This is a genomic window from Thermoanaerobacter brockii subsp. finnii Ako-1, assembly GCF_000175295.2.
Lineage (GTDB): Bacteria > Bacillota > Thermoanaerobacteria > Thermoanaerobacterales > Thermoanaerobacteraceae > Thermoanaerobacter > Thermoanaerobacter pseudethanolicus.
On record NC_014964.1, the window covers coordinates 671,660 to 693,580 of the forward strand.

The 21,921-nt window shown below is 33.9% G+C and carries 26 protein-coding genes and 1 riboswitch; of the genes, 24 read left to right on the forward strand and 2 right to left on the reverse strand.

Features of this window, described 5'->3' with window-relative positions:
- Positions 1-79: 79 nt before the first annotated feature.
- The 8 genes from THEBR_RS03210 to THEBR_RS03245 all read left to right on the forward strand — a co-directional run bounded on the left by THEBR_RS03210 (position 80) and on the right by THEBR_RS03245 (position 7,302).
- A complete protein-coding gene (locus THEBR_RS03210; protein ID WP_013150613.1) occupies positions 80-964 on the forward strand; it encodes a carbohydrate ABC transporter permease in 885 nt (294 codons plus the stop codon).
- Positions 964-1,791, forward strand: a complete 828-nt coding sequence (locus THEBR_RS03215) for a carbohydrate ABC transporter permease (protein ID WP_012269102.1) — start codon at positions 964-966, stop codon at positions 1,789-1,791. Before THEBR_RS03210 ends, THEBR_RS03215 begins: the two co-directional genes overlap by 1 nt.
- A gap of 19 nt (positions 1,792-1,810) precedes the next feature.
- A complete protein-coding gene (locus THEBR_RS03220) occupies positions 1,811-3,286 on the forward strand; it encodes a glycoside hydrolase family 32 protein (protein ID WP_013570792.1) in 1,476 nt (491 codons plus the stop codon).
- A gap of 66 nt (positions 3,287-3,352) precedes the next feature.
- Positions 3,353-4,321: a carbohydrate kinase family protein gene (locus THEBR_RS03225; protein ID WP_012269106.1), complete on the forward strand. Its 969-nt coding sequence runs from the start codon at positions 3,353-3,355 to the stop codon at positions 4,319-4,321.
- Between the two features lie 87 nt (positions 4,322-4,408).
- Positions 4,409-5,383, forward strand: a complete 975-nt coding sequence (locus tag THEBR_RS03230; RefSeq protein ID WP_003870830.1) for a LacI family DNA-binding transcriptional regulator — start codon at positions 4,409-4,411, stop codon at positions 5,381-5,383.
- Between the two features lie 143 nt (positions 5,384-5,526).
- Positions 5,527-6,603, forward strand: coding sequence for a bis-aminopropyl spermidine synthase family protein (locus tag THEBR_RS03235; protein ID WP_004403525.1), 1,077 nt, complete (start codon positions 5,527-5,529; stop codon positions 6,601-6,603).
- A 96-nt stretch (positions 6,604-6,699) separates the two neighbouring features.
- Positions 6,700-6,849 (forward strand): hypothetical protein, encoded by a 150-nt coding sequence (locus tag THEBR_RS12010; RefSeq protein ID WP_156770930.1) that lies wholly within the window; start codon positions 6,700-6,702, stop codon positions 6,847-6,849.
- A gap of 27 nt (positions 6,850-6,876) precedes the next feature.
- On the forward strand, positions 6,877-7,302 hold the full coding sequence (locus THEBR_RS03245; RefSeq protein ID WP_004403529.1) for a hypothetical protein: 426 nt from the start codon (positions 6,877-6,879) through the stop codon (positions 7,300-7,302).
- Positions 7,303-7,319: 17 nt separating this feature from the next.
- On the opposite strand, the gene THEBR_RS03250 is transcribed toward THEBR_RS03245, so the two are convergent.
- A complete protein-coding gene (locus THEBR_RS03250; RefSeq protein ID WP_003868041.1) occupies positions 7,320-7,949 on the reverse strand; it encodes a class I SAM-dependent methyltransferase in 630 nt (209 codons plus the stop codon).
- A gap of 328 nt (positions 7,950-8,277) precedes the next feature.
- Between THEBR_RS03250 and THEBR_RS03255 the strand changes: the two genes are divergently transcribed.
- From THEBR_RS03255 to THEBR_RS11725, 9 genes are all read left to right on the forward strand, one after another.
- Positions 8,278-8,637 (forward strand): DUF5320 domain-containing protein, encoded by a 360-nt coding sequence (locus THEBR_RS03255; protein WP_003868042.1) that lies wholly within the window; start codon positions 8,278-8,280, stop codon positions 8,635-8,637.
- A 194-nt stretch (positions 8,638-8,831) separates the two neighbouring features.
- Complete coding sequence (locus THEBR_RS03260; RefSeq protein ID WP_012269107.1) at positions 8,832-9,194, forward strand: NifB/NifX family molybdenum-iron cluster-binding protein; 363 nt, start codon at positions 8,832-8,834, stop codon at positions 9,192-9,194.
- 14 nt (positions 9,195-9,208) lie between these two features.
- Positions 9,209-10,057 carry an ATP-binding protein gene (locus tag THEBR_RS03265; RefSeq protein ID WP_009052721.1) on the forward strand — a complete coding sequence of 283 codons (849 nt, stop codon included), beginning with the start codon at positions 9,209-9,211 and terminating at the stop codon, positions 10,055-10,057.
- A complete protein-coding gene (locus THEBR_RS03270) occupies positions 10,054-10,929 on the forward strand; it encodes an ATP-binding protein (protein WP_012269108.1) in 876 nt (291 codons plus the stop codon). Before THEBR_RS03265 ends, THEBR_RS03270 begins: the two co-directional genes overlap by 4 nt.
- The gene (locus THEBR_RS03275; RefSeq protein WP_012269109.1) at positions 10,926-11,270 is read left to right on the forward strand and encodes a NifB/NifX family molybdenum-iron cluster-binding protein; all 345 of its coding nucleotides are present in this window, start codon (positions 10,926-10,928) and stop codon (positions 11,268-11,270) included. Before THEBR_RS03270 ends, THEBR_RS03275 begins: the two co-directional genes overlap by 4 nt.
- Before the next feature lie 10 nt (positions 11,271-11,280).
- Entirely contained in the window at positions 11,281-11,418 is a 138-nt protein-coding gene (locus tag THEBR_RS12015; protein WP_156770931.1) for a hypothetical protein, read from the forward strand.
- Between the two features lie 32 nt (positions 11,419-11,450).
- Complete coding sequence (locus tag THEBR_RS03280; RefSeq protein WP_012269110.1) at positions 11,451-12,887, forward strand: IS200/IS605 family accessory protein TnpB-related protein; 1,437 nt, start codon at positions 11,451-11,453, stop codon at positions 12,885-12,887.
- Positions 12,888-13,036: 149 nt separating this feature from the next.
- Positions 13,037-13,855, forward strand: a complete 819-nt coding sequence (locus THEBR_RS03285) for an MBL fold metallo-hydrolase (protein ID WP_012269111.1) — start codon at positions 13,037-13,039, stop codon at positions 13,853-13,855.
- Between the two features lie 35 nt (positions 13,856-13,890).
- Positions 13,891-13,968 carry a 4Fe-4S binding protein gene (locus THEBR_RS11725; RefSeq protein WP_255345465.1) on the forward strand — a complete coding sequence of 26 codons (78 nt, stop codon included), beginning with the start codon at positions 13,891-13,893 and terminating at the stop codon, positions 13,966-13,968.
- A gap of 23 nt (positions 13,969-13,991) precedes the next feature.
- Here THEBR_RS11725 and hydE read toward each other — a convergent pair whose 3' ends face one another.
- Complete coding sequence (gene hydE / locus THEBR_RS03290; RefSeq protein WP_003868047.1) at positions 13,992-15,035, reverse strand: [FeFe] hydrogenase H-cluster radical SAM maturase HydE; 1,044 nt, start codon at positions 15,033-15,035, stop codon at positions 13,992-13,994.
- A gap of 200 nt (positions 15,036-15,235) precedes the next feature.
- On the opposite strand from hydE, the gene THEBR_RS03295 reads away from it, so the two are divergent.
- From THEBR_RS03295 to THEBR_RS03325, 7 genes are all read left to right on the forward strand, one after another.
- On the forward strand, positions 15,236-16,576 hold the full coding sequence (locus THEBR_RS03295) for an FAD-dependent oxidoreductase (RefSeq protein WP_009052718.1): 1,341 nt from the start codon (positions 15,236-15,238) through the stop codon (positions 16,574-16,576).
- A 171-nt stretch (positions 16,577-16,747) separates the two neighbouring features.
- On the forward strand, positions 16,748-17,884 hold the full coding sequence (locus tag THEBR_RS03300) for an iron ABC transporter substrate-binding protein (RefSeq protein WP_003868049.1): 1,137 nt from the start codon (positions 16,748-16,750) through the stop codon (positions 17,882-17,884).
- Between the two features lie 61 nt (positions 17,885-17,945).
- The gene (locus THEBR_RS03305; protein ID WP_003868050.1) at positions 17,946-19,010 is read left to right on the forward strand and encodes a FecCD family ABC transporter permease; all 1,065 of its coding nucleotides are present in this window, start codon (positions 17,946-17,948) and stop codon (positions 19,008-19,010) included.
- On the forward strand, positions 19,007-19,759 hold the full coding sequence (locus tag THEBR_RS03310; protein ID WP_009052717.1) for an ABC transporter ATP-binding protein: 753 nt from the start codon (positions 19,007-19,009) through the stop codon (positions 19,757-19,759). Before THEBR_RS03305 ends, THEBR_RS03310 begins: the two co-directional genes overlap by 4 nt.
- Before the next feature lie 23 nt (positions 19,760-19,782).
- Positions 19,783-20,199, forward strand: coding sequence for a tRNA (N6-threonylcarbamoyladenosine(37)-N6)-methyltransferase TrmO (tsaA, locus tag THEBR_RS03315; RefSeq protein ID WP_012269113.1), 417 nt, complete (start codon positions 19,783-19,785; stop codon positions 20,197-20,199).
- 17 nt (positions 20,200-20,216) lie between these two features.
- Positions 20,217-20,726 (forward strand): FmdE family protein, encoded by a 510-nt coding sequence (locus THEBR_RS03320; RefSeq protein ID WP_041589947.1) that lies wholly within the window; start codon positions 20,217-20,219, stop codon positions 20,724-20,726.
- A gap of 85 nt (positions 20,727-20,811) precedes the next feature.
- Positions 20,812-21,414: a DUF1847 domain-containing protein gene (locus tag THEBR_RS03325; protein WP_012269115.1), complete on the forward strand. Its 603-nt coding sequence runs from the start codon at positions 20,812-20,814 to the stop codon at positions 21,412-21,414.
- Positions 21,415-21,568: 154 nt separating this feature from the next.
- A riboswitch (cobalamin riboswitch) is annotated at positions 21,569-21,861 on the forward strand.
- Positions 21,862-21,921 lie beyond the last annotated feature (60 nt).

Below are 21,921 nucleotides of genomic sequence, written 5' to 3' on the forward strand. Positions count from 1 at the left end.
ATGTAAGGTTTGATTGAATAACGGATAGAATGTTATTGTCTATCCGTTATTCAATATAAAAGTGAAGGAGGATATGAATGTGAATCAAGAGAAAACTTTATTGGCTAAACTCAAAACGTACTTGATATTTGCAGGACCTACTACCTTTGCTTTTCTCACAGTAATAATATTACCGTTTTTATATGGAATATATTTAACTTTTACTGATTGGAATGGTATTTCTGCTACGCATGCTTTTGTAGGTTTTTCAAATTATTTACAAGCGTTTAATGATAAAGTGTTTTGGACATCTTTTTTATTGACATTAAAATATGTATTTTTCACAGTAATATTAATTAATGTCATAGCTTTTTTCTTGGCTTATATGTTAACGAGTGGCGTAAAAGGTCAAAATTTCTTTAGAGCAGGGTTTTTTACTCCAAATTTGATAGGCGGAATATTGTTAGGTTTTATATGGCAATTTATTTTTTCAAACATTTTAGTATATTTGGGAAAATCATATAATATACCAATTTTCTCAGGTTCTTGGCTATCAGATCCTGACAAAGCTTTTTGGGCTTTGGTTATTGTGACAGTTTGGCAGTATACTGGTTATATGATGGTAATATATATTTCGGGTTTTATGAATATACCGAGAGATTTGTTAGAGGCGGCAAGTATAGACGGTGCAAATTTTTATCAAAGATTAAAAAATGTAATACTTCCGTTAATGGCGCCTTCTTTTACTATAAGTGTTTTTTTGACTTTACAACGAGGGTTTATGGTTTACGACATAAACTTGGCTTTGACAAATGGAGGGCCTTACAAAAGCACCGAGCTCATATCACTTCATATATATAACACTGCTTTTTTAAGTCAACAGTATGGTATTGGTCAAGCAGAGGCGTTTTTTCTCTTTTTTGTGGTAGCGGCTGTGACGTTGCTTCAAGTGTATTTTAGCAAAAAGCTGGAGGTGGAAAATTGATGGAAAAGAATAATCGCCTACTTAATGGAATAAAATTTTTTGCTTTAAGTATTTTTTTGGTACTTTATATATTTCCATTTTTTATAGTTTTAATTAATTCCTTTAAAGAGAGAAAGGAAATACTAGAAAACCCACTCAAGCTTCCGTCGGTGCTGAATTTAAGCAATTACATTGATGCTTTTACAAAAATGAATTATATGCATGCTTTTTTGAATTCTTTGATTATAACTGCTTTTAGTGTATTTTTGATTACATTGCTGTCATCAATGACTGCTTATATTTTTGTAAGAAAAAAGTGGAAGTTCAATCAGTTTATGTTCTTTTTTATGGTGGCGTCTATGATTATTCCTTTCCAAGGGATAATGATACCCCTTGTAAAAATATATGGTTCTATCGGGATGATGAATAGCAAATGGGCATTGATTTATATGTATGTAGGTTTTGGTGCATCTTTGGCTGTATTTATGTATCACGGTTTTATAAAGAGTATACCATTGGAATTAGAAGAGGCTGCTACTATTGATGGATGCAGCCAGCTTCAGACTTTCTTTAAAATTGTTTTTCCGCTTTTAAAGCCAGTAACAACAACAATAGCTATATTGGATATATTATGGATATGGAATGACTTTCTATTGCCATATTTAGTACTTATGGCACCAGAGCAGAGAACTTTACCGCTATCTGTTTTCTATTTTTATGGAACTTACACGATTGAATATGGGCCTGCTATGGCAGCTCTTATGTTAGCTACAATTCCTGTAATAATTGTATATTTACTAATGCAAAAGCAGATTATAGAAGGCGTTTTAAAGGGTTCAATAAAATAAAGGTCTGGAGGTAGTAGAATTGGAATTGAGAAATATAAATGATGCAAATAAGTATATTCAAGCAAATAAGAGTAGATTAAATTTACAATATAGATTGAAATACCATCTAATGGGTGAATATGGTTGGATTAATGACCCTAATGGATTTATATATTACAAGGATAATTACCATTTGTTTTATCAGCACAACCCTTATGATGCAGTTTGGGGGCCGATGCATTGGGGGCATGCGATTAGTAAGGATTTGGTTAAATGGACTTATCTTCCAATAGCGTTAGTGCCGGGAGATGATTTTGACAAAGATGGGTGTTTTTCAGGTAGTGCCATTGAAAAAGACGATATGTTATGTTTGCTGTATACTGGACACATATATACAGGACCTGATAAGAGTAAAAATTATAAGCAGGTTCAAAATTTGGCTTACTCGAAAGATGGTATTAATTTCGTAAAATATAGTAAAAATCCTGTAATTGGAGAAAAGCAAATTCCAGAAGAAGCAAGTAAAAAGGATTTTAGAGACCCTAAAGTTTTTAAAAACGGACAATATTATTACATGATGTTAGGTTCAAATGATGGGAAGGGACACGGGCAGGTATTATTGTATAAATCAACAAATTTAAAAGATTGGGATTTTGTAAATATACTTGCGAGAGGGAATGAAAACACAGGTTACAATTGGGAATGTCCTGATTTATTTGAATTACAAGGTAAGTATGTACTGATGGTATCTACAGAACATATAAAGACTAGAGGGAATGATTTTAATAGTACTCACTCATCTATATATTTTATTGGAGATTTAGACATAAACAAAGGGATATTTAAGTTTGATATTGATGGTTATCAACAGATTGACTATGGATTTGACTTTTATGCTCCACAAACTACTAGTGATAAATTGGGAAGAAGGCTTATGGTTGCATGGATGGATATGTGGGGGGAAGTTATGCCAACACAGGAAAGAGGCCATAATTGGGCTGGAGCCATGACATTACCAAGGGAAATTTTAATGGTTAATAGTAAATTATATTTTAGGCCGATTAAAGAAATAGAAAACTACAGAAAAAATCATTATAAGCTTATAAACTTGAAGATAGATGGAGAAAAAAACTTAGACACATATGGTGACTGTTATGAACTTGAAGTTGAGTTTGAGGGGGGTAAAGCAGAGGAATTTGGTTTAAAAATAAGAAAAGGAGACAATGAAGAAACTATTTTATCATATAAAAGAGATGAATCATTATTTATATTTGACCGCAATGAATCAGGTATAGGACCTAAAGGAGAAAGGAAAATAAATGTAGCTTTAAAAAATAATAAACTTAAACTCAGAGTATTTGTAGATGTAAGTTCGGTTGAGATATTTATTAATGATGGGGAAAAAGTAATGAGTGGAAGGATATATCCTAGCAAAGATTCGGTAAATATATCTGTATATTCCAAAGGGGAATGCAAAATTAATTATTTAAATAAATGGGATATTGTTGTAGATTAAATTTATTGATAAATTTAAAGTGAGCGTTACCACAGTGTAAAATAAATTCTGTGTGGGGTGATTATAATGTGTGATGTTATAGCTTTAGGTGAGTTGCTGATTGATTTTACTCCTGCAGGGTTTTCTGATAATGGAAATACACTATTTGAAATGAATCCTGGGGGAGCACCTGCAAATGTGTTAACTGCTGTTACAAAATTAGGAGGAAAAGGTGCTTTTATAGGTAAAGTAGGTGATGACCAATTTGGATATTTTTTAAAAAAAGTGCTTGAAAATAATCAAATTAACACAGATGGTTTAAAATTTACTACAAAAGCAAATACAACTCTTGCTTTTGTACATCTTGATGACAAAGGAGACAGAAGCTTTACTTTTTATCGAAATCCGGGAGCTGACACAATGTTGGAAGAAGAGGATATTGAACTGGATTTAATAGAAAAAGGAAAAATATTTCATTTTGGGTCTTTATCTATGACAGATGAACCTTCGAGAAGTGCCACATTAAAAGCTATTGAATATGCAAAACAAAATAAAAAAATTATTTCATATGACCCAAATTGGAGACCACCTTTATGGGAAAATGAAACTGTTGCGAAAAAAGAAATGGTTTTGGGATTACAATATGCAGATATAGTGAAATTATCTGAAGACGAACTACAATTTCTGACGGGAGAATCAAACTTGGAATATGGCAGTAAAACATTATTTGATATGGGGATAAAACTAGTTTTAGTAACTTTAGGAGCAAAAGGTTGCTATTATAGACATACATCGGGCACAGGACATATACCTGCATATCGTGTAAATGTGGTAGATACAACAGGAGCTGGAGATGCTTTTTTAGGAGGAGTTCTTTATAATATATCAAAAATAGATTATCCCCTAGATAAATTAAAAACTCAAGAACTCGAAAAAATTATTGACTTTGCTAATGCTACCGGTGGACTATGCACAACTAAAAGAGGAGCAATTCCTGCAATGCCAACATTAGAAGAGGTAAAATATTTACTAGTACATGGTGTAAAATCGTTGTAAAATATGCCATTATGAAGACTTTAATTGTAATTACGATAAAGGTATAATAGAAGAGGAGACAAAAAGTAGTAATAGAAGGTGATAGACATGCCAACTATAAAAGACGTAGCGAAAAAAGCAGGAGTTACAGTTACGACTGTATCGAGGGTTTTAAATAACAGAGGCTATATAAGCGAGGTAACGAGAAAAAAAGTTTATGAGGCGATGAAAGAGTTAAATTACCAGCCTAACGAGTTAGCAAGGTCCTTATACAGAAAAAAATCCTATTTAATAGGTTTATTAATTCCCAATGTAGCGCACCCTTTTTTTGCAGAATTGACCGGTTATATAGAATATTATGCTTATCAAGAAGGTTATAAAATTTTGTTGTGCAATTCTGGGCAAGATAGTAGCAAGGAAAAAGAGTATATAGATATGCTGAAAAGGCATCAAGTTGATGGTATAATTATTGGCAGTCATACCTTAGAAGCAGAGCAATATTTAAATGTGAAACTTCCTATTGTGGCAATTGATAGATATTATTCCAATATACCTTATGTAGCTTCAGACAATTATAAAGGTGGAATTTTGGCTACAAAACTTTTAATACAAAAGGGATGTAAAAAAATTGCTCACATAAGCGGCCCATTGATTTTGAATACACCGGCAAATAATCGTTATAAAGCGTTCAAAGAGGTAGCAACACAAGAGAATGTTGAGTATTTTGTTGTAGAAACAAAGTTAAACAGGTTTGAGATAGAAGAATATAAAAAAATAGTAAGAGGCCTTTTTAAAGAACATCCAGACATTGACGGTATATTTGCCAGTGGCGATTTAATCGCTGCTTCTGTAATAAGTGTGGCTAAAGAGTTAAATAAAAAAATACCTCAAGATTTGAAAATTGTAGGTTATGATGATATAAATGTCGCTAATTTGGTAGTTCCATCTTTAACAACCGTAAGACAACCAATTAAAGAAATAGCAAGAAAAGCTATTGAACTGATATTACGCCAAATAGATGGTGAAAAGGTGGAAAAAGAAAATATTTTGCCTATAACTCTGATAGAGAGGGAGACTACGTAATTTTGACCTCTCTTGACTTTTTTATTCAATTAAATGTATAATTTTATGTGCTGGCCTAAATATTGGCTTAAATGGAATATACCCCTGTATGGTATTTTGAAGGTGTAAAAAGCTTGTAGAAATACTATTATGGGGGTGAGAAGATGGAAAGTCTACAAGATATAGCGCACCAAATCTACCAAAAAACAGGGGTTATGACTTCCTCTAAGGATGTGGAAAAAATATTGTCAGCTGCTGCAGCAACTCCGCATTTTTGGGAGATTATATCCTTATCTCAAAAACCTTTTTCAGTTGTAGCAGAAATAATTGAGTTACTACGTCAAAGAAATTTGTTGAAAGTTGAGAAAAATGGAGATATAAAATTTAATTCTAAAGGTTTAGAATATCTTGGGAGTCTTAAAATAGCTCCAAAAAGAACATATACTTGTCACGCGTGTGAAGGACGAGGGATAAACTTTTCTAAATTAGAAGACTTGATCAAAAAATTTGACCAAGTGACAGTAAATCGCCCAAAAGCTATTAGCGATTATGACCAAGGTTTTGTTACGACACAAACAGTGGTGGGCAGAATAGCTCTCCTGGCTGAAAGAGGAGATTTAGAGGGGAAAAAGCTTTTAGTTTTAGGTGATGATGACCTTGTAAGTATAGCAGCAGGACTTTCAGGTATGCCAACGGAAATTGTTGTGATGGAAATAGACGATAGACTAGTGGAATACATCAATGAGGTGGCAAATAAATATAATCTGCCTATAAAAGCCATGAAATACGATTTTAGAGACAAACTACCAGAGGAATATGTAGGGTATTTTGATACTTTTATTACTGACCCGCCAGAGACTATAGAAGCTTTGGAAATTTGCATAGGAAGAGGGATTTCTGCTCTTTCCAAAGAAGGGTGTGCGGGGTATTTTGGACTGACGTTAATAGAGGCCTCATTGGAAAAGTGGAATGTTTTCCAGCAAATTTTAGCAAGTAAATTTAAAGTGGTAGTGACAGATATTATCCATAACTTTAATCATTATGTAAATTGGGACTATCTTTTAAATACAGTAGGTAAACAATATGAATTTGTGCAAGTAGAGCCAAAACTTAATTGGTACCGGTCTTCTATGTATCGTATAGAGACCTTAAAAGATTCAAAAGGAATTGAAAATGAATATAAACCTTGTGAATTATACGTAGACGAAGAAGCTTTAATATACAGAGGAGACAAAGCATAGGCTTCCATACTAATGTGGAGGCCTATATTTATTATTCAGTACAAGCACAAGACAAACTATAAAATCATATATAAAAATGAGTATATAAAATTTTATATGAAAAGAGTGATCGCTATGAAAGAAGAAAAAGAAGGATTAAATGCTTATTTGCTTGTAATTGTACTTTCGTTGATTCTCTATTTCGGTTTGGGTTATGCAAAACCTGAAGAGCCAGCGATAATAATTTTTCCACTGCCAATAAGATGACATAAAAGTTATAGGGGGAGAAAATACATGTTTTCATCGGATAATTTAGAATCCCAATTGAAAGATTTGCTATTAAAGCTAGGATTAAGGGAAAATAGCGAAGAGAATGGTCAAAAAGAAAATAAGGAGGAGGATAAAGATGAAGAAGGTGGAGAACATCCTGATGTAGATGGAGGGAATGGTGATAAAGGGAATGGGGAAAATGGTGAAAAAGATAATACAGGTGGAAAAGGAGGAGATGAAAAAAAGAAGGGAGTCTTAACCCCTTCACAGATAATGGTTATTTTAGGTATACTTAGTGGAGCTTTGGAACCTATCTCAATAATTGTGGATAGAAATCAAAATGTGCAAATTGTTTTATCAGGTACATTGATAGAAAAAATAGAATCAAAAGAGGATACGCAACCCAAAGAAGGGGATTTTTTAGACAACGTAATAAAAGCTTTGCTTTAAAAAGTGTAGTTCAAATATCATTTTTTAGCGCTTATTACTATGAAGGAGCCTTTGCCAAAGCCATATCTTACAGGTTCTTTTTCTTTTATTTCATCAAGTTTTTTAAAAATGGTTTGTGAGAAATTGAAATTTTTAAATCCTGCTTCGTAAAGCAATTCAACTATTTCACTTGTAGAATAAAACGTTGCTTCTTTGTAAAATAGACTTTTTTCTTTATTTGCTTGATATATTTTGCCAATTGTGCTCTCTCTATCTACAAAACCTATTAAAATTGTACCGTTATTTTTAAGCACTCTAAAACATTCTTTGAAAGATTTTAGCACATCGTCTACAAAACATACAGTCGTCACCATTAAAACAAGGTCAAAAGAGTTGTCTTCAAACGGAAGATTTTCTGCTACTCCATCTACCACATTAAGACCCCGTTCTAAAGCTATTTTTCTCATTTCTGAAGAAGGTTCAACTCCATTTTTTATATTGAGAGGTACCGCGAATCTTCCTGTGCCAATTCCTATTTCTAATCCCTTTACAAATTTCGGCATGAGTAGTTTCACTGCGTCTAATTCCGATTGATAGGCGTATTCATTTTTTTCAAACCATTCTTCATATCTGTCAAAATGTTTTTCAAAAGCAGATATTTTAGGCATATTTTAAGCCCCCTTCTTTTTATTATTTTCTTCCTGGATATGCTTTTTTAAATCAATCTTATTTATCAGTTCATCCTCTGGTAAATTTATTATAGATTATCTCAGTTTTTTTCGAAATAGTCTAAATTTTTATAGTAAACCTTCCATTGATTTCATTATATCATATAACAGAAATATAATGAAAATACGTGAAGAATTAAATCAGGTTTTAAAAATTCAACAATAAAAAGCTTTTTTTGGGTAAAATATTATTGACATAAGTCCATAACAGTGATATTATATAACTAGGTAATGGTCATATGACCAAAATAAAAGAGGAGGGATTGATATGCCAAGAGGAGATGGAACAGGTCCAATGGGATTAGGCCCAAGAACAGGAAGAGGCTTAGGATATTGTTCAGGATATAATGTACCTGGTTATTTAAATCCCGGAGGAGCATACTGGGGATTTGGCAGAGGCTTCGGTTGGTTCGGCAGAGGAAGAGGATTTAGACATATGTACTATTTAACAGGACTTCCTGGTTGGGCAAGAGGATGGTATGGTTATGGGTATCCTCAATATCCTGGCTACAATATAAATGAAAAAGATGTTTTAAGTGCTGAAGCAAAATATTTGGAAGACCAATTAAAATATATAAAAGAAAGATTGGACCAATTAGAGAAAAAAGACGATAAAAAAGAGGAATAATTAGTTTTAAAAGTCGCAGTCACGCAAGTGGCTGCTTATTTTTATGCTTTAATTTGATATAATTTGGCTAAAGTGTTATAGTAAAACAGATTAAGTGCGCTTTTTGTTTAATAAATTTATTGACATATGACAAAAATAATAATATATTAATAAATGTAAGTAACATATGTCAATAATGAAATGGAGGATGCAATATGAAAATAGCTATTTCCTCAGAAGGAAAAACTCTTGAAGCTAAGGTGGATTCAAGATTTGGACGAGCTCAATATTTTATTATAGTTGATAGTGAGACGATGGATTATAAAGTTATTGACAACGCTGCAGTAGCCCAAAGCAGTGGTGCGGGCACTAAAGCGGCACAGACTCTTATAGATGAAGGGGTGCAAATTCTCATCTCAAGCAATGTAGGACCAAATGCTATGGAAGTATTTAAAGCAGCAGAAATTCCAGTTTATAAAGCAATAGAAGGAGATGTAAAAACAAACATAGAGCTTTTTAAAAATGGAAGCCTTGAAAAGATAACAGAAGCGACAAATCAAGGACATCACCATCATTAAAAGGAGCATTGAAGATGAGAAGAGTCAAGATTTCTGTATTGAGTGGTAAAGGTGGGACAGGAAAAACAACTGTTTCTGTTAACCTTGCCAAAACTTTTAATAATAGCCTGTATGTTGATTGCGATGTAGAAGAGCCTAACGGCTATTTATTTTTAAATCCTCAAATAGAAGATGAAAAAACGGTTGAAGTCATAATACCTGAAATAAACTCCGACAAATGCACATTATGTGGTGAGTGTGTAAAAGCGTGTAGATTTGGAGCTTTGACAAAATTAATCAAAAAAATTCTCGTCTTTGACCACTTATGTCATTCCTGCGGAGCTTGTTTTGAGATGTGTCCTTATGATGCCATAGTAGAAAAATACAAACCTATTGGAACGATAAGGAAGGGCAAAGCCCAAAGCGTAGATTTTATAGACGGAAAATTAAATTATGGAGAAGCGACTGGAGTGCCTATTTTAAAAGAGATTAATAAATTGATTGAGAATGTAGATAAACCTGTAATAGTGGATAGCCCGCCAGGGACTTCCTGCCCAGTTATACATTCTATTGAAGGAAGTGATTTGTGCATTCTGGTTACAGAACCTACCCCTTATGGTTTGCACGACTTTGATTTAGCTGTACAGCTTGTAAAACAGATGGGCATTCCTATGGCCGCTGTCATTAATAAAGCTGGGGAAGGAGACAATATTATCGAGGAATACTGCGAAAAAGAAGGCATAAAAGTTTTAGCGAAGATTCCTTTTAAAAAAGAGTTTGCAGAGGCCTATTCAAAAGGTAAATTGTTGATTGAGGTTAATGAAGAGGTAAAAGGAATATTTGAGAAGTTGACGACTGATGCATTGGGGTTGATAAAAAAATGAAGCAGTTAGCAATTTTAAGCGGGAAAGGTGGTACAGGGAAGACCACAGTTGCCACTACTTTGAGCACCATTGTCAAAAATAAGATTATGGCGGATTGTGACGTAGAAGCTCCTAACCTAAATATAGTTTTGCAAGGAGAAATAATAGAAAAACGAGACTTTTACGGCAAAGAGACAGCAGTAATTGACAAAGACAAATGTATTGAATGTGGACTTTGCGAAGAACTTTGTAGGTTTGACGCTATTTCAAATTTTGAGGTAAATCCTTATTATTGTGAAGGTTGTGGCCTTTGCATGTATAAATGCCCTGTTGAAGCGATTAAATTGATAGAGGAAAAAACAGGCCATGTAGTATATGCCAAGACAAAGTCGGGAGAAAAAGTAGTATATGCTGAGCTTTTTCCTGGAGCAGATGGTTCAGGGAAATTGGTGACAGAGGTGAGAAAGAAGGCGAAGGAAGTAAGTGACGACAACGATGAGTATTTGATAATTGATGGCACTCCAGGAATAGGATGTCCTGTCCTTGCTGCTGCTACGGGTGTTGATTTGGTATTAATTGTTACAGAACCTACACTTTCTGGTTTTGCTGACATGAAGAGAGTATTGTCAGCGATAGAAAGTTTTAAAGTTCCTTCCGTAGTGTGTGTCAATAAATGGGATTTAAATAAAGAAGTATCACAACAAATAGAAAAATATTGTGAGGAAAACAACATTGTGGTTGTTGGGAAAATAGATTTTGATGAAACAGTTGTAAAAGCTTTAAAAAATTTACAAAGCTTAAGTGATTATCCTGACAGTACTGCTTACCAGCAAATTTATAAAATGTGGCTTAGGATTAAAGAAATTTTAGATGAAGGAGTGGAAAGTAAATGAAAATTGCAGTTGCTTCAGAAGGCGAAGAAGTTTCAATGCATTTTGGGCACTGTGAAGGTTTTTGGATTTTTGATGTAGAGAATGAGGAGATAAAAAACTCTACTTTTTTACCGAATCCCGGTCATAGGCCAGGATTTCTCCCAGAGTTTTTAAAAGACAAAGGAGTAGATTGTATAATTTCTGGAGGTATGGGGACCAGTGCTATTGAGCTTTTTAATAGTTATGGAATAGATGTAATAACTGGCGCTGAAGGAAATGTTACAGAAGTGGCAGAGAAGTACATCAATGGTACTTTGATATCTTCTAACAGTCCTTGTGAAAAACACGAACATCACCATTAAAGAAGGGAGGTTGCAACAGTTAAGAATAACAGTACAAAATGGTATAATTTTAATTGACGGATTGCAAATGTTATTAAATATACAAAAAGTTAAAAAGATTACAACATTGACAGAAATACATCATAGCAATAAATCACCTCACTTGTAAAAAGAATTTACATAAAAGAGGTGGTAAAAAACATGATAGTAATACAGGCTAAACTCATTTTTCTAAGTCAAGAAGACAAACAAATAGTATTAGACTTAATGAGAAGATGGTCATCCTGCATGAGATATTCATACAAAAGGCTTTTAGAAGGTTATGATAGAAAAACATTAAAAAGAGACCTTCAGGGGACGTTTGACTTAAACTCAAGATATGTAGATGATGCAATAATGAAAGCAAGAGGTGTATTAAAATCATCTAGACAATTAGACAACAATCCAAAGAAAGTCATCTTTGGAGGAAGAGACTTATTTGGAAAACTTCAAAAGCGCCATATAAATGGGAAAGAATATCAAAAGCTAAAAACAAAGTGGCAAGAGAAAAGAAAAGGAAATCTCTACTCAAGAGGGGATAAAAGCAAAAAAGGAAATCTCAACACAAGAATAGAAATAAAAGAAAATGGCACTTTCTTAAGGATAAATGTAGGGGAAAGAAAATATGTATATGCCAGAATAGAAGCAGGCTACAAAAAGAATAAGAGCAGAGGAGAACTTCTACAGGAAATTGCCCAATCAAACATACCCTACTCTGTAGAATTAAAACTTAAAAACGGCAGTATATACGCTTATTTTGCTATTGAAGAAGAATATCCGGAAATAAAGATAACAAAAGGAAAAGGGGTTATAGGAATAGATATAAATGCATATCCGTACAACATATCATGGGCAGAAACAGATGAAAAAGGGAATCTAATAAACTATGATAAAATGCCAATGACAGAGCTTGCAAGTGGCAGTAAAGACAAAAGAGAATACTTCAGATGGCAGTATGCTCATGAGATAGTAAATATAGCAAAAGAAAAAGGAAAAGCAATTGTAATTGAGGGATTAGACATAAAAAACAAAGGTAAAAAAGGAGACTTTTCAGGGAGAAAATCAAGGAGAATAAGACATAACTTTAGCTATAAATCACTTCTTTCAAAAATAAAAACGCTGGCAAAAAGAGAAGGGATAGAAGTAATAGAAGTCAATCCTTCTTATACATCAATAATAGGGATGTTAAAATATTCTCCGCAGTATATGATAACAAAAGATGTAGCAGCAGCCTACGTAATAGCAAGAAGAGGATTAAAACTGCAAGAAAAAATACCAGACAATTATATAAAGTTTCTCAACGCATTGACTGTAGAAGAATTAGAAGAATTAAAAGAGTACGTAAAGAAAACAGTCAGGAACAAGCATATAAAGAAAAAGCACATAAGGGAAATAAATAAAGCAATAGAATTTTTACAAAGCCTTGAGAGTGAGCCAGGAAGGGTGCTAGAACCTCTGGATGGAACAAGTTTTAGTGCCTATAATTTCTGGCGAGTTCTCAAGGTAGCGGTGGTAACGCCACTCTCCCCTGAGAAGGTATCAAGAGACTTCTCTGCCCTGAAGGAATTACTAATTCAGGGCAAGTGGAGAGACCTGTAAGGGCGTAAGTTCCTGCTTCTTGGGGCAGGGGCTATGGCTTTCCCAAATACCGCCTGCTGGGTCTGGGAAAGCCTGAAAGGCGGACTACAAATATCCCAGCTATCTAAACTGTACACTTTTGTACAGTTTGGGTAACCAGGAGAGAATAATTGGAAATACAAGTGCTTATAGAAAATGTGGTTTTTAATAAAAATTTTGTAGCAGAACATGGATTATCAATTTTAGTAAAAAAAGATGATAAAGAAGTTTTGGTGGATACCGGCCAGAGTGAAAACTTTATAAAAAATTGCGGTTTAATGGGTATAGAGGTGGGAAGAATACAAAAAGTGGTTCTCACCCATGGGCATTATGACCATATTGGTGGGCTCAAAGGTTTGCTCGAAAAGAATCCCTATGTAAAAATATATGCTCATAAGAGGATTTTAGATAAAAAATATGTATTGAGGAAAAATGGAAATATAGATGAGATAGGTTTTAACTTAGCAATTTACAATAAATACAAAAATAATTTTGTGCTAATAGAGGAAGATACAGAAGTAGAAAAAGATTTTTTTGTGATCACAAGCACTGACATAGTTTATGACAATGAATTTACTACTAAGAATTTTTTAATTGAAGAAAAAGGAGAAAAAATAAAGGATAATTTTTTAGATGAGGTTTTTGTGGTAGTAAAAGAGGAAGATGGAATTAATGTAATTACGGGATGTTCCCATGCAGGTATATTAAATATTTTGGGAACGGCAAAAAGGCGTTTTGAAGGAAGTTCTCTCAAGTCATTAATTGGAGGTTTTCATTTAAGAGGTATGCCAGAAGAAGAAATCATAGAAATAGCCAAAAAAATAGATAGCTATGGAATAAAGAAAATATATACAGGTCATTGCACGGGAATAGACGAATATGGAATCCTAAAATCTGTTTTAAAAGACAAACTATCTTATTTAACTACAAGTTCTTCTATTGTTGTTTAAAAGCCCGTTAAATTTAACATAAGTTAAAAGATGGAATTGCCTATATAGACCCTAAGAAGTGCAGAGACTGTGGCAGATGTATTGATATTTGCCCTGTAGGAGCAATTTCATAGAAAAAAGGCTATCGTATATCAATTTAATATTTTTTACGATAGCCTTTATCTTTTCCAATTGTCCTATTTTGGGATAAAATAAGCTTTTTGATATTTTCAAGGCTATTTACAGCTTCAGAGGGATTGTCAGGTACTTTTCCAGGATAAAGTTTATATAATTTTTTATACTCATCTATACCTATATTTGGCATTATTACATTAGCTCCACACTTTAGTCCTTTAATATAACCTGCTTTGTCTTTAACAGCCAAAGCAGTAGTAGCAGGTATGTTAATGTCAGGCAATAGTAGTCTTGATAAAGCTAACATTTTTAATACAATTTCCACATTGCCGCCTTTTTCCCTTTCTAAAGGTGTGTTTTCGCAAGGTATAAAAGGACCTATTCCTAGCATATCTGCATCTATTTTTTTAAAGAATATGAGGTCTTGTGCCAGCATTTCTAAAGTTTGTCCCGGGAGGCCTACAAGGCTTCCTGTTCCGACTTCATAACCTAATTCTCTTAAATCCATAAGGCACCTTACGCGATTTTCATAACTCATGCCGGGATGTAATTTTTGATAAAGCTCTTTGTTTGTAGTTTCAATGCGAAGTAGATATCTATCGGCTCCTGCTTTTTTTAATTCAGCGTAGTCTTTAGTGGAAAGTTCTCCAATACTTAAAGTTACTGCAATATCTAATTTTTTAATTTCTTCTATTATTTTACATAAAGTAGTTATTTTAAAATATTTATCCTCACCGCTTTGAAGGACTATTGTTTTTAGTCCAACTGATGCTCCATATTTTACACATTGTAGGATTTCTTCGGGTTCCATTCTGTATCGTTTAATTGTCTTGTTAGGACCTCGAAGGCCACAATAAAAACAAGTGTTGCTGCAGTAGTTACTGAATTCTATGAGACCTCTTAAATGTACTTCATCTCCTACATATTTTTTTCTAACTCTATCCGCAGCTTGATAAATCTTGGAAGGGTCTTCTAAAGCTAAAAGCGTTACAAGTTCTTCTTTATCAATGTTGTGATGTGTTTCTAATTTTTCAATTAACGCATCAATATCTTTTTCTTTTATCATGAATATCACTCTCTCTTTCCCTAATTAGTATAAAACAATTGTTAATAAAAAATCAATAAAATTGTTAAACTATTTTCTTAACAAATTTTTGATATTTTATTGACATAAGTTTATTATAATCCTATAATTTACGTAGAGGTACCCTACAGGGTAGGGGGTAGTTTCTAGCAAAATGCAAAATATAGGAGGTAATAGAAGTGATGGAAACTGATGTTTTGGTCATTGGAGGAAGTGCAGGTGGAATTTTAGCAGCTTTATCTGCTAAAAAAACTTACAAAGATAAGAAAGTAACTGTTGTAAGAATGGGAGAACGGGTAATGGTTCCTTGCGGTATCCCGTACATTTTTGGAACATTAAAAGACACATCTAAAAATGTTATACCCGATGCAATGCTTACCAATGCTGGTATTGATTTAATAATAGATGAAGTTCTTTCAATTGATAGGGAAAACAAGAAAGTTAATGCTAAAAAGAGTGGAGAAATTTCCTACAAAAAACTAATTTTAGCGACAGGTTCTTTGCCAATAGTTCCTACTTTTATACCAGGGCATGACTTAGAAAATGTATTTACAATAAAAAAAGACGAAGAATACTTAAAATTTGTTCAGCAAAAGATTAACGAGGCTCAGGATGTTGTAGTAATTGGCGGTGGATTTATTGGTGTTGAAATGGCAGAGCAGGTGCAACTTCTTGGCAAAAATGTAACAATAATTGAGGTTGCTGACAAGCTTTTGTGGCAAGCCTTTGACCATGAATACAGTGATATGGCAGAAGCCACATTAAAAGAACATGGTATAACAATAAAAACAAATACAAAAGTTACAAAACTTGTAGGGGATACAAAAGTAAAAGAAGTTGAATTAGATACAGGTGAAAAAATAAAAGCTGACGTTGTCATATTAGCTATGGGCGTAAAACCAAATACTAAATTAGCTGAAGCTGCAGGTATAAAACTTAATGAAAAAGGAGCAATAACAGTTGATGAATACATGAGAACTAACGATCCAGACATATTCGCCGTTGGTGACTGTGCAGAAAAGAAATGCTTCTTTACAAGAAAGAATGTTCCTATACTTCTTGCCTCTACTGCGGCTAATGAGGCAAAAATTGCAGGTGTAAATGTATTTCAATTAAGATTGGTTAGGGAAAATAAAGGTACAATAAGTGCTTTTTCTACAAAGATATACAATACTGCTTTTGCTGCTGCAGGTCTTACAGAAACGCAAGCAAAAGCTGAAGGCTTTGATATAGTAATCGGAGAATTTAGCACAATGGACAAACATCCTGGAACTTTGCCTAATGCAAAGAGTGTGAAGATAAAATTGATTTTCTCAAGATATTCTGGAGTCATATTAGGAGCTCAAATAGCAGGAGGAGAAAATGTTGGTGAAATGATTAATATTTTAAGTCTTGCAATACAAAAAGGAACAACAGCGTCAGAACTAAATACATTCCAAGTGGCGACACATCCACTACTCACATCTTCTCCTGTGTCATACCCAATAAATTCAGCTGCTTTAGATGCTATGTCAAAGATATGAGAATTTTAAGAATTAAAAAAACAGGCCAAATTTGGTCTGTTTTTTTAATGCCTATTGTTTTCGCTATTTTTTCGTGTTATAATTTTTAAAAAAGTAACACCGTATTATACTACTCGTATACATTATACATGGACCGATAATAGTAAAAATTTATTAATGGAGGGGTAATTAGTGTCAAAACAATTAAAAAAATTTAATGGAATAGTTGCTATTTTGTTAGTGATTGTTATTTCTTTGACAGCTTGTAGTAAAGCTTCACAAAATCAATCTCAAACTTCTCAAACTTCCAAGGAAACAGTTCAAACAGTTACAGATTTAGTTGGAAGACAGGTAGAGATAAAGACCCCAGTACATAAAGTTGTAGGGATAGGTCCAGGAGCTTTAAGACTTATAACCTATATAGATGGGATTGATAGAGTCGCAGGAGTAGAAAATATAGAGAAAAAACTTGTAGATGGTAGAACCTACAATATGATTTTTCAAGAGAAATTAGCTCAACTTCCTACTATTGGACAAGGTGGTCCTGATTCTACAGCAGATGCAGAGAAATTAGTTGAAGTAAATCCTGACGTTATTTTTGTGATATCTTTGCTCGACAAAGCCAAAGCTGATGACTTGCAGGCCAAAACAGGAATTCCTGTGGTAGTTTTAAGCTATGGCAAACTCGGGACTTTTGAAGAGGATGTATATACCTCATTAGAGATTATAGGAAAGATTATGGGAAAAGAGGATAGAGCTAAAGAAGTAGTTGACTACATCAAAGGAATTCAAAAAGATTTACAGGACAGGACAAAGGATATACCAGAGGATAAAAAGCCAACCGTTTATATAGGTGCACTAGGATTTAAAGGTGCACACGGTATAGAGAGTACACAAGGGAATTATCCGCCTTTTATGGCTGTAAATGCAAAAAATGTAGCTGATACTTTAGGACAAAAAGGAAGTATCATGATAGAAAGAGAAAAATTATTAGATTGGAATCCTGATATAATATTCATTGATGAAGGGAACTTTGATTTAGTTAAACAAGATTATCAAAAAAATACTGATTTTTATAAAAGTTTGAAGGCTGTTAAAAATGACAATGTATATGGAATTTTACCTTACAACAATTACACTACAAATATTGACACAGCTTTGGTAGATTCCTATTGGGTTGGAAAAGTTCTTTATCCAGAAGCATTTAAAGATATCGATCCTGTAGAAAAGGCAAAAGAAATTTATAGTTTGTTTTTTGGAGATTACGGAAAAAATGTGTATGACAAAATGGAAGAAGTGTATGGGGGTTTTGAAAAAATTAAGTTTTAGAGTATAACATAATTCCTCCGCTTTTCGAGTGGGGGAATTACAAAGATAAGGGGATGAAGCTTTGAGACAGTCATATATATATACTGTACCGGATAGCTATAATAAATATATCAAAAGAAAAATATTGATTATATTTTTAACAGCTTTGGCTACACTTGTACTTGCAGTATATGCTATAAATGCAGGTTCGGCTGGCATTAGTACCTATGATGTCATAAAAACGTTGTTAGGTAAGGGAGAAGAGAGATTTCGTATCATAGTTTGGAACATTAGGATGCCAAGGGTTTTAACAGCAATTGTAGCAGGAATTGGTCTTTCAGTTGCAGGATGTGTAACACAAAGCATTTTAAGAAATCCCTTAGCCTCTCCTTTTACTTTAGGTATTTCTCAAGGAGCAGCTTTTGGAGCAGCAGTAGCTATAATTGTGTTTGGTGCAGGTAGTACTGCAAATTCTGATTCTGTGATTATAAACAATCCTTATTTAGTAGTCTTTTTTGCTTTTTTGGGTTCTATGGGTTCGACAATAGTCGTATTGATGTTGGCAAAAAGTTTTAGAGTAACTCCTGAGGCTATGGTTTTGGCAGGAGTAGCTTTAGGGTCTTTGTTTTCAGCTGTTACTATGATTTTGCAGTATTTTGCTGATGATGTAAAAGTGGCTTCTGTAGTTTTTTGGACTTTTGGAGATATAGGAAGGGCATCATGGAAGGATTTAGGTATAATGTCTGTAGTTGTAGGCATTTCTCTGATATATTTTATGTTTAACAGATGGAACTATAATGCTTTAGACAGTGGAGAAGAAACGGCAAAAGGCCTTGGAGTTGACGTGGAAAGAGTAAGATTATTGGGCATGTTTGTCTCTTCTTTAATTGCTGCCGTTATTACCTCCTTTGTAGGAATTATAGGCTTTATTGGACTTGTTGGGCCTCACATAATGAGGAGATTAATTGGAGGAGACCATAGATTTTTAATTCCTGCTTCTTCTGTAATGGGAGGTTTAATACTTTTAGCATCAGACACTTTAGGCAGAACTATTATTTCTCCGGTAGTGTTACCTGTGGGAGCTATAACCTCCTTTTTGGGAGCACCGATTTTCCTCTATGTGCTTTCAAGGGGGTATAAGAGATGATTTTGGATATAGATGGTATTGAATTCAGCTATACCAGTGTACCTGTTTTAAAAGATGTTAAATTTACTCTTCAAAGAGGAGAATTACTTTCTATCTTAGGAAACAATGGGGCTGGTAAGTCTACTCTTTTGAAGTGTATAAATAAAATTTTAAAGCCTCACAAAGGGACGATATATATCGAAAAAGATGAAATTTCAAAACTAAGTAGAATAGAAGTAGCTAAAAGGATAGGTTATGTGGCTCAAAGGAATGAGAATGGTCGATTTACTGTATTTGATGCGGTACTTTTAGGAAGAAAACCTCATATAAAGTGGGATGTGACTGAAAGGGATATAAAGATTGTAAATGAGGTATTAAAAAAATTTGACTTAGAAAAGTTATCACTGCGTTATTTAAGTGAGTTAAGTGGAGGAGAATTGCAAAAAGTGGTCATAGCAAGGGCATTGGCACAGCAACCTATTGTAATGCTTTTGGATGAGCCGACAAATAATTTGGATTTAAAAAACCAAATCGAGGTTTTAAGAATTGTGAAAGAGACAGTGAAAGAGCAAAATATAGCAGCAATTGTTATAATCCATGATTTAAATTTGGCACTTAGATTTTCTGATAAATTTTTACTTTTAAAAGATAACACCATTTTTGCCTATGGTGGAATGGAAGTCATGACGGAGGAAAATATACAAGCTGTTTATGGTATACCTGTTGCAGTAGAAAAATGCCGTAATATACCAATAGTTATACCACTCTAAATTGTAGAAAGGGGTAGTTTAGCTTGGATTTAATACCTATAGGAATTGTTCACAGCCCTTATGAAAAAAGAGGAGATGCTCCAAAGCAAGGTAGGATGTCGGATAAAGAGGCAGTTTTAAAAATATACCCTGAATTTGTAGATGGGCTTTGTGATATTGAAAGCAAAAAACACATAATTGTGCTTTATTGGTGCCATTTAGGAAAACGGGATGTTTTAAAGACAGTTACACCTTGGGGACCAGAGGTAAAAGGGGTTTTTGCTACTCGATCTCCTTCAAGGCCAAACCCTATTGCTTTTTGTGTTGCCGACCTTGTAAAAGTTGAAGGAAATAAACTTTATGTAAAAGGTGTGGATGCTTTAGATGGAAGTCCTATACTGGATATAAAGCCTTATGTTTATGAACTTGACAGTATAAAAGGTCCAGAGGATACATTGTAATGTTAGGAGGATGCAAAGTGGAAAAAGAATTATGGGAAAAGTGCGTAGCTTTTCATGGTCACGAATGTCCAGGTCTTGCGATAGGCTTTAGAGCTTGTGAGGCAGCGATCAAAAAACTAAACCTTTCATTTTCCAAAGATGAAGAGGTAGTCTGTGTGACTGAGAACAACGCTTGTGGTGTTGATGCAGTTCAATATATTACAGGTTGCACTTTTGGGAAAGGAAATCTCATTTACAGAGATAGAGGCAAGCAGGCTTTTACTTTTTTCAGGCGTGATACTAATGAAGGTATAAGGATAGTGCTAAAAGCTTTTAATCACTCCAATGACAGAAAGAAATGGCAAGAATATTTATTGAATGCACCATTAGAAGAAATATTTGATTTTAAAACTCCTACTTATGGTATACCACCAAAGGCAAAAATATACCCTTCAATACAATGTGAAATATGCGGCGAATATGCTGCGGAAAACAAGATAAGATTTAAAGAAGGGAAAAAGGTCTGTATAGATTGTTTTGGGGAGTAGGAGGTATATCCCCTTGCAGAAGGGGGAGGGTTATGGTATAATTTTTTTAATAAATATTGTATACAGTATACAAGAGGTGAATAAAATGAAAGCAATTTATACTTGTGGAATATGTCCTAAAAAGCCTTGTGCTAAAGGGGAGGCTAATTTCCCGAAAAATTGTCCTACTGTTGAAAGAAGGGATATAGTAGAACAATCAGTAGCAATATATAAACAAGATGAAATGGTTCATAAAATAATGAACTTTGCCAATACTCTTCCTAAAAAGAAAAATGGAGAGTTGAGAAGTAGAACTGAGGAAATAATAGAGTTTATTAAACAGATGGGATTTAAAACTATTGGCGTTGCATTTTGTTATTCTACGAGTAAAGAAGCGAAACAATTTGTAAAATTATTAGAACAATATGATTTAAAAATTGTTCCTGTTTGCTGTAAAGTCGGTTCTATTGATATAGAAGATATAGACATTCAAAAAGATAAAGAGGGATTTGTTGCTACTTGCAATCCTATAACACAGGCAGAGATAATGAACCAAGAAAATACAGAACTCAATGTAGTAATAGGTCTTTGCGTAGGCCATGACATACTTTTTAATAAATATTCTAAAGGGTTAGTCACAACACTGGTGGCAAAGGACAGAAAATACGCTCATTGTCCTGTAAAAGGATTAGAAGCTGTTAAGGTATAAAAAGGCACGATTTAGTGCCTTTTTTATAATGATTTAAAATAGGCAAAAATAATGGCCTATTTTAAATCATTTTTTATATTGACAATGCAAGAAAGCAGTGGTATACTACATGTTGAGGATATTAATAAATAATATACTAGATTTTGTGCAAAATAGAATATACACAGATACAGGTGCCCAATTTCAAAGGGAAATTGGGTTAAAAGGGAAGCAGGTGAGAATCCTGCACGGTCCCGCCACTGTGATGGTGAGCTCTTTACAAAAAGCCACTGCCTGGCACTTCCTTTTAGGTAAGTGGAGTAAAAAAACAGACAAAGGAACCATCACCTTGTCTTCTTGCCTTTTTGGTTTGATTTGTAAAACATTGGGAAATATTGGGTGCCGGGTGGGAAGGCGTAAAGAGCGATGAACCTAAGTCAGGAGACCTGCCTGTATTTGGATTACACTTGCTCTACGGTCGATAGAGGAGGTGAGGTACTTTGTACACCTCTTAACTTGCCGTAGAAG

Coding starts and splice junctions, on each gene's coding strand:
- THEBR_RS03250 (WP_003868041.1), bottom strand. CDS start 7,949: ATGCCTAAAATATCTGCTTTTGAAAAACATTTTGACAGATATGAAGAA.
- THEBR_RS03280 (WP_012269110.1), top strand. CDS start 11,451: ATGATAGTAATACAGGCTAAACTCATTTTTCTAAGTCAAGAAGACAAA.
- THEBR_RS03230 (WP_003870830.1), top strand. CDS start 4,409: ATGCCAACTATAAAAGACGTAGCGAAAAAAGCAGGAGTTACAGTTACG.
- THEBR_RS03255 (WP_003868042.1), top strand. CDS start 8,278: ATGCCAAGAGGAGATGGAACAGGTCCAATGGGATTAGGCCCAAGAACA.
- THEBR_RS03275 (WP_012269109.1), top strand. CDS start 10,926: ATGAAAATTGCAGTTGCTTCAGAAGGCGAAGAAGTTTCAATGCATTTT.
- THEBR_RS03270 (WP_012269108.1), top strand. CDS start 10,054: ATGAAGCAGTTAGCAATTTTAAGCGGGAAAGGTGGTACAGGGAAGACC.
- THEBR_RS03260 (WP_012269107.1), top strand. CDS start 8,832: ATGAAAATAGCTATTTCCTCAGAAGGAAAAACTCTTGAAGCTAAGGTG.
- THEBR_RS12010 (WP_156770930.1), top strand. CDS start 6,700: ATGAAAAGAGTGATCGCTATGAAAGAAGAAAAAGAAGGATTAAATGCT.
- THEBR_RS03310 (WP_009052717.1), top strand. CDS start 19,007: ATGATTTTGGATATAGATGGTATTGAATTCAGCTATACCAGTGTACCT.
- THEBR_RS03235 (WP_004403525.1), top strand. CDS start 5,527: ATGGAAAGTCTACAAGATATAGCGCACCAAATCTACCAAAAAACAGGG.
- THEBR_RS03245 (WP_004403529.1), top strand. CDS start 6,877: ATGTTTTCATCGGATAATTTAGAATCCCAATTGAAAGATTTGCTATTA.
- THEBR_RS03325 (WP_012269115.1), top strand. CDS start 20,812: ATGAAAGCAATTTATACTTGTGGAATATGTCCTAAAAAGCCTTGTGCT.
- hydE (WP_003868047.1), bottom strand. CDS start 15,035: ATGATAAAAGAAAAAGATATTGATGCGTTAATTGAAAAATTAGAAACA.
- THEBR_RS03295 (WP_009052718.1), top strand. CDS start 15,236: ATGGAAACTGATGTTTTGGTCATTGGAGGAAGTGCAGGTGGAATTTTA.
- THEBR_RS03215 (WP_012269102.1), top strand. CDS start 964: ATGGAAAAGAATAATCGCCTACTTAATGGAATAAAATTTTTTGCTTTA.
- THEBR_RS03265 (WP_009052721.1), top strand. CDS start 9,209: ATGAGAAGAGTCAAGATTTCTGTATTGAGTGGTAAAGGTGGGACAGGA.
- THEBR_RS03225 (WP_012269106.1), top strand. CDS start 3,353: ATGTGTGATGTTATAGCTTTAGGTGAGTTGCTGATTGATTTTACTCCT.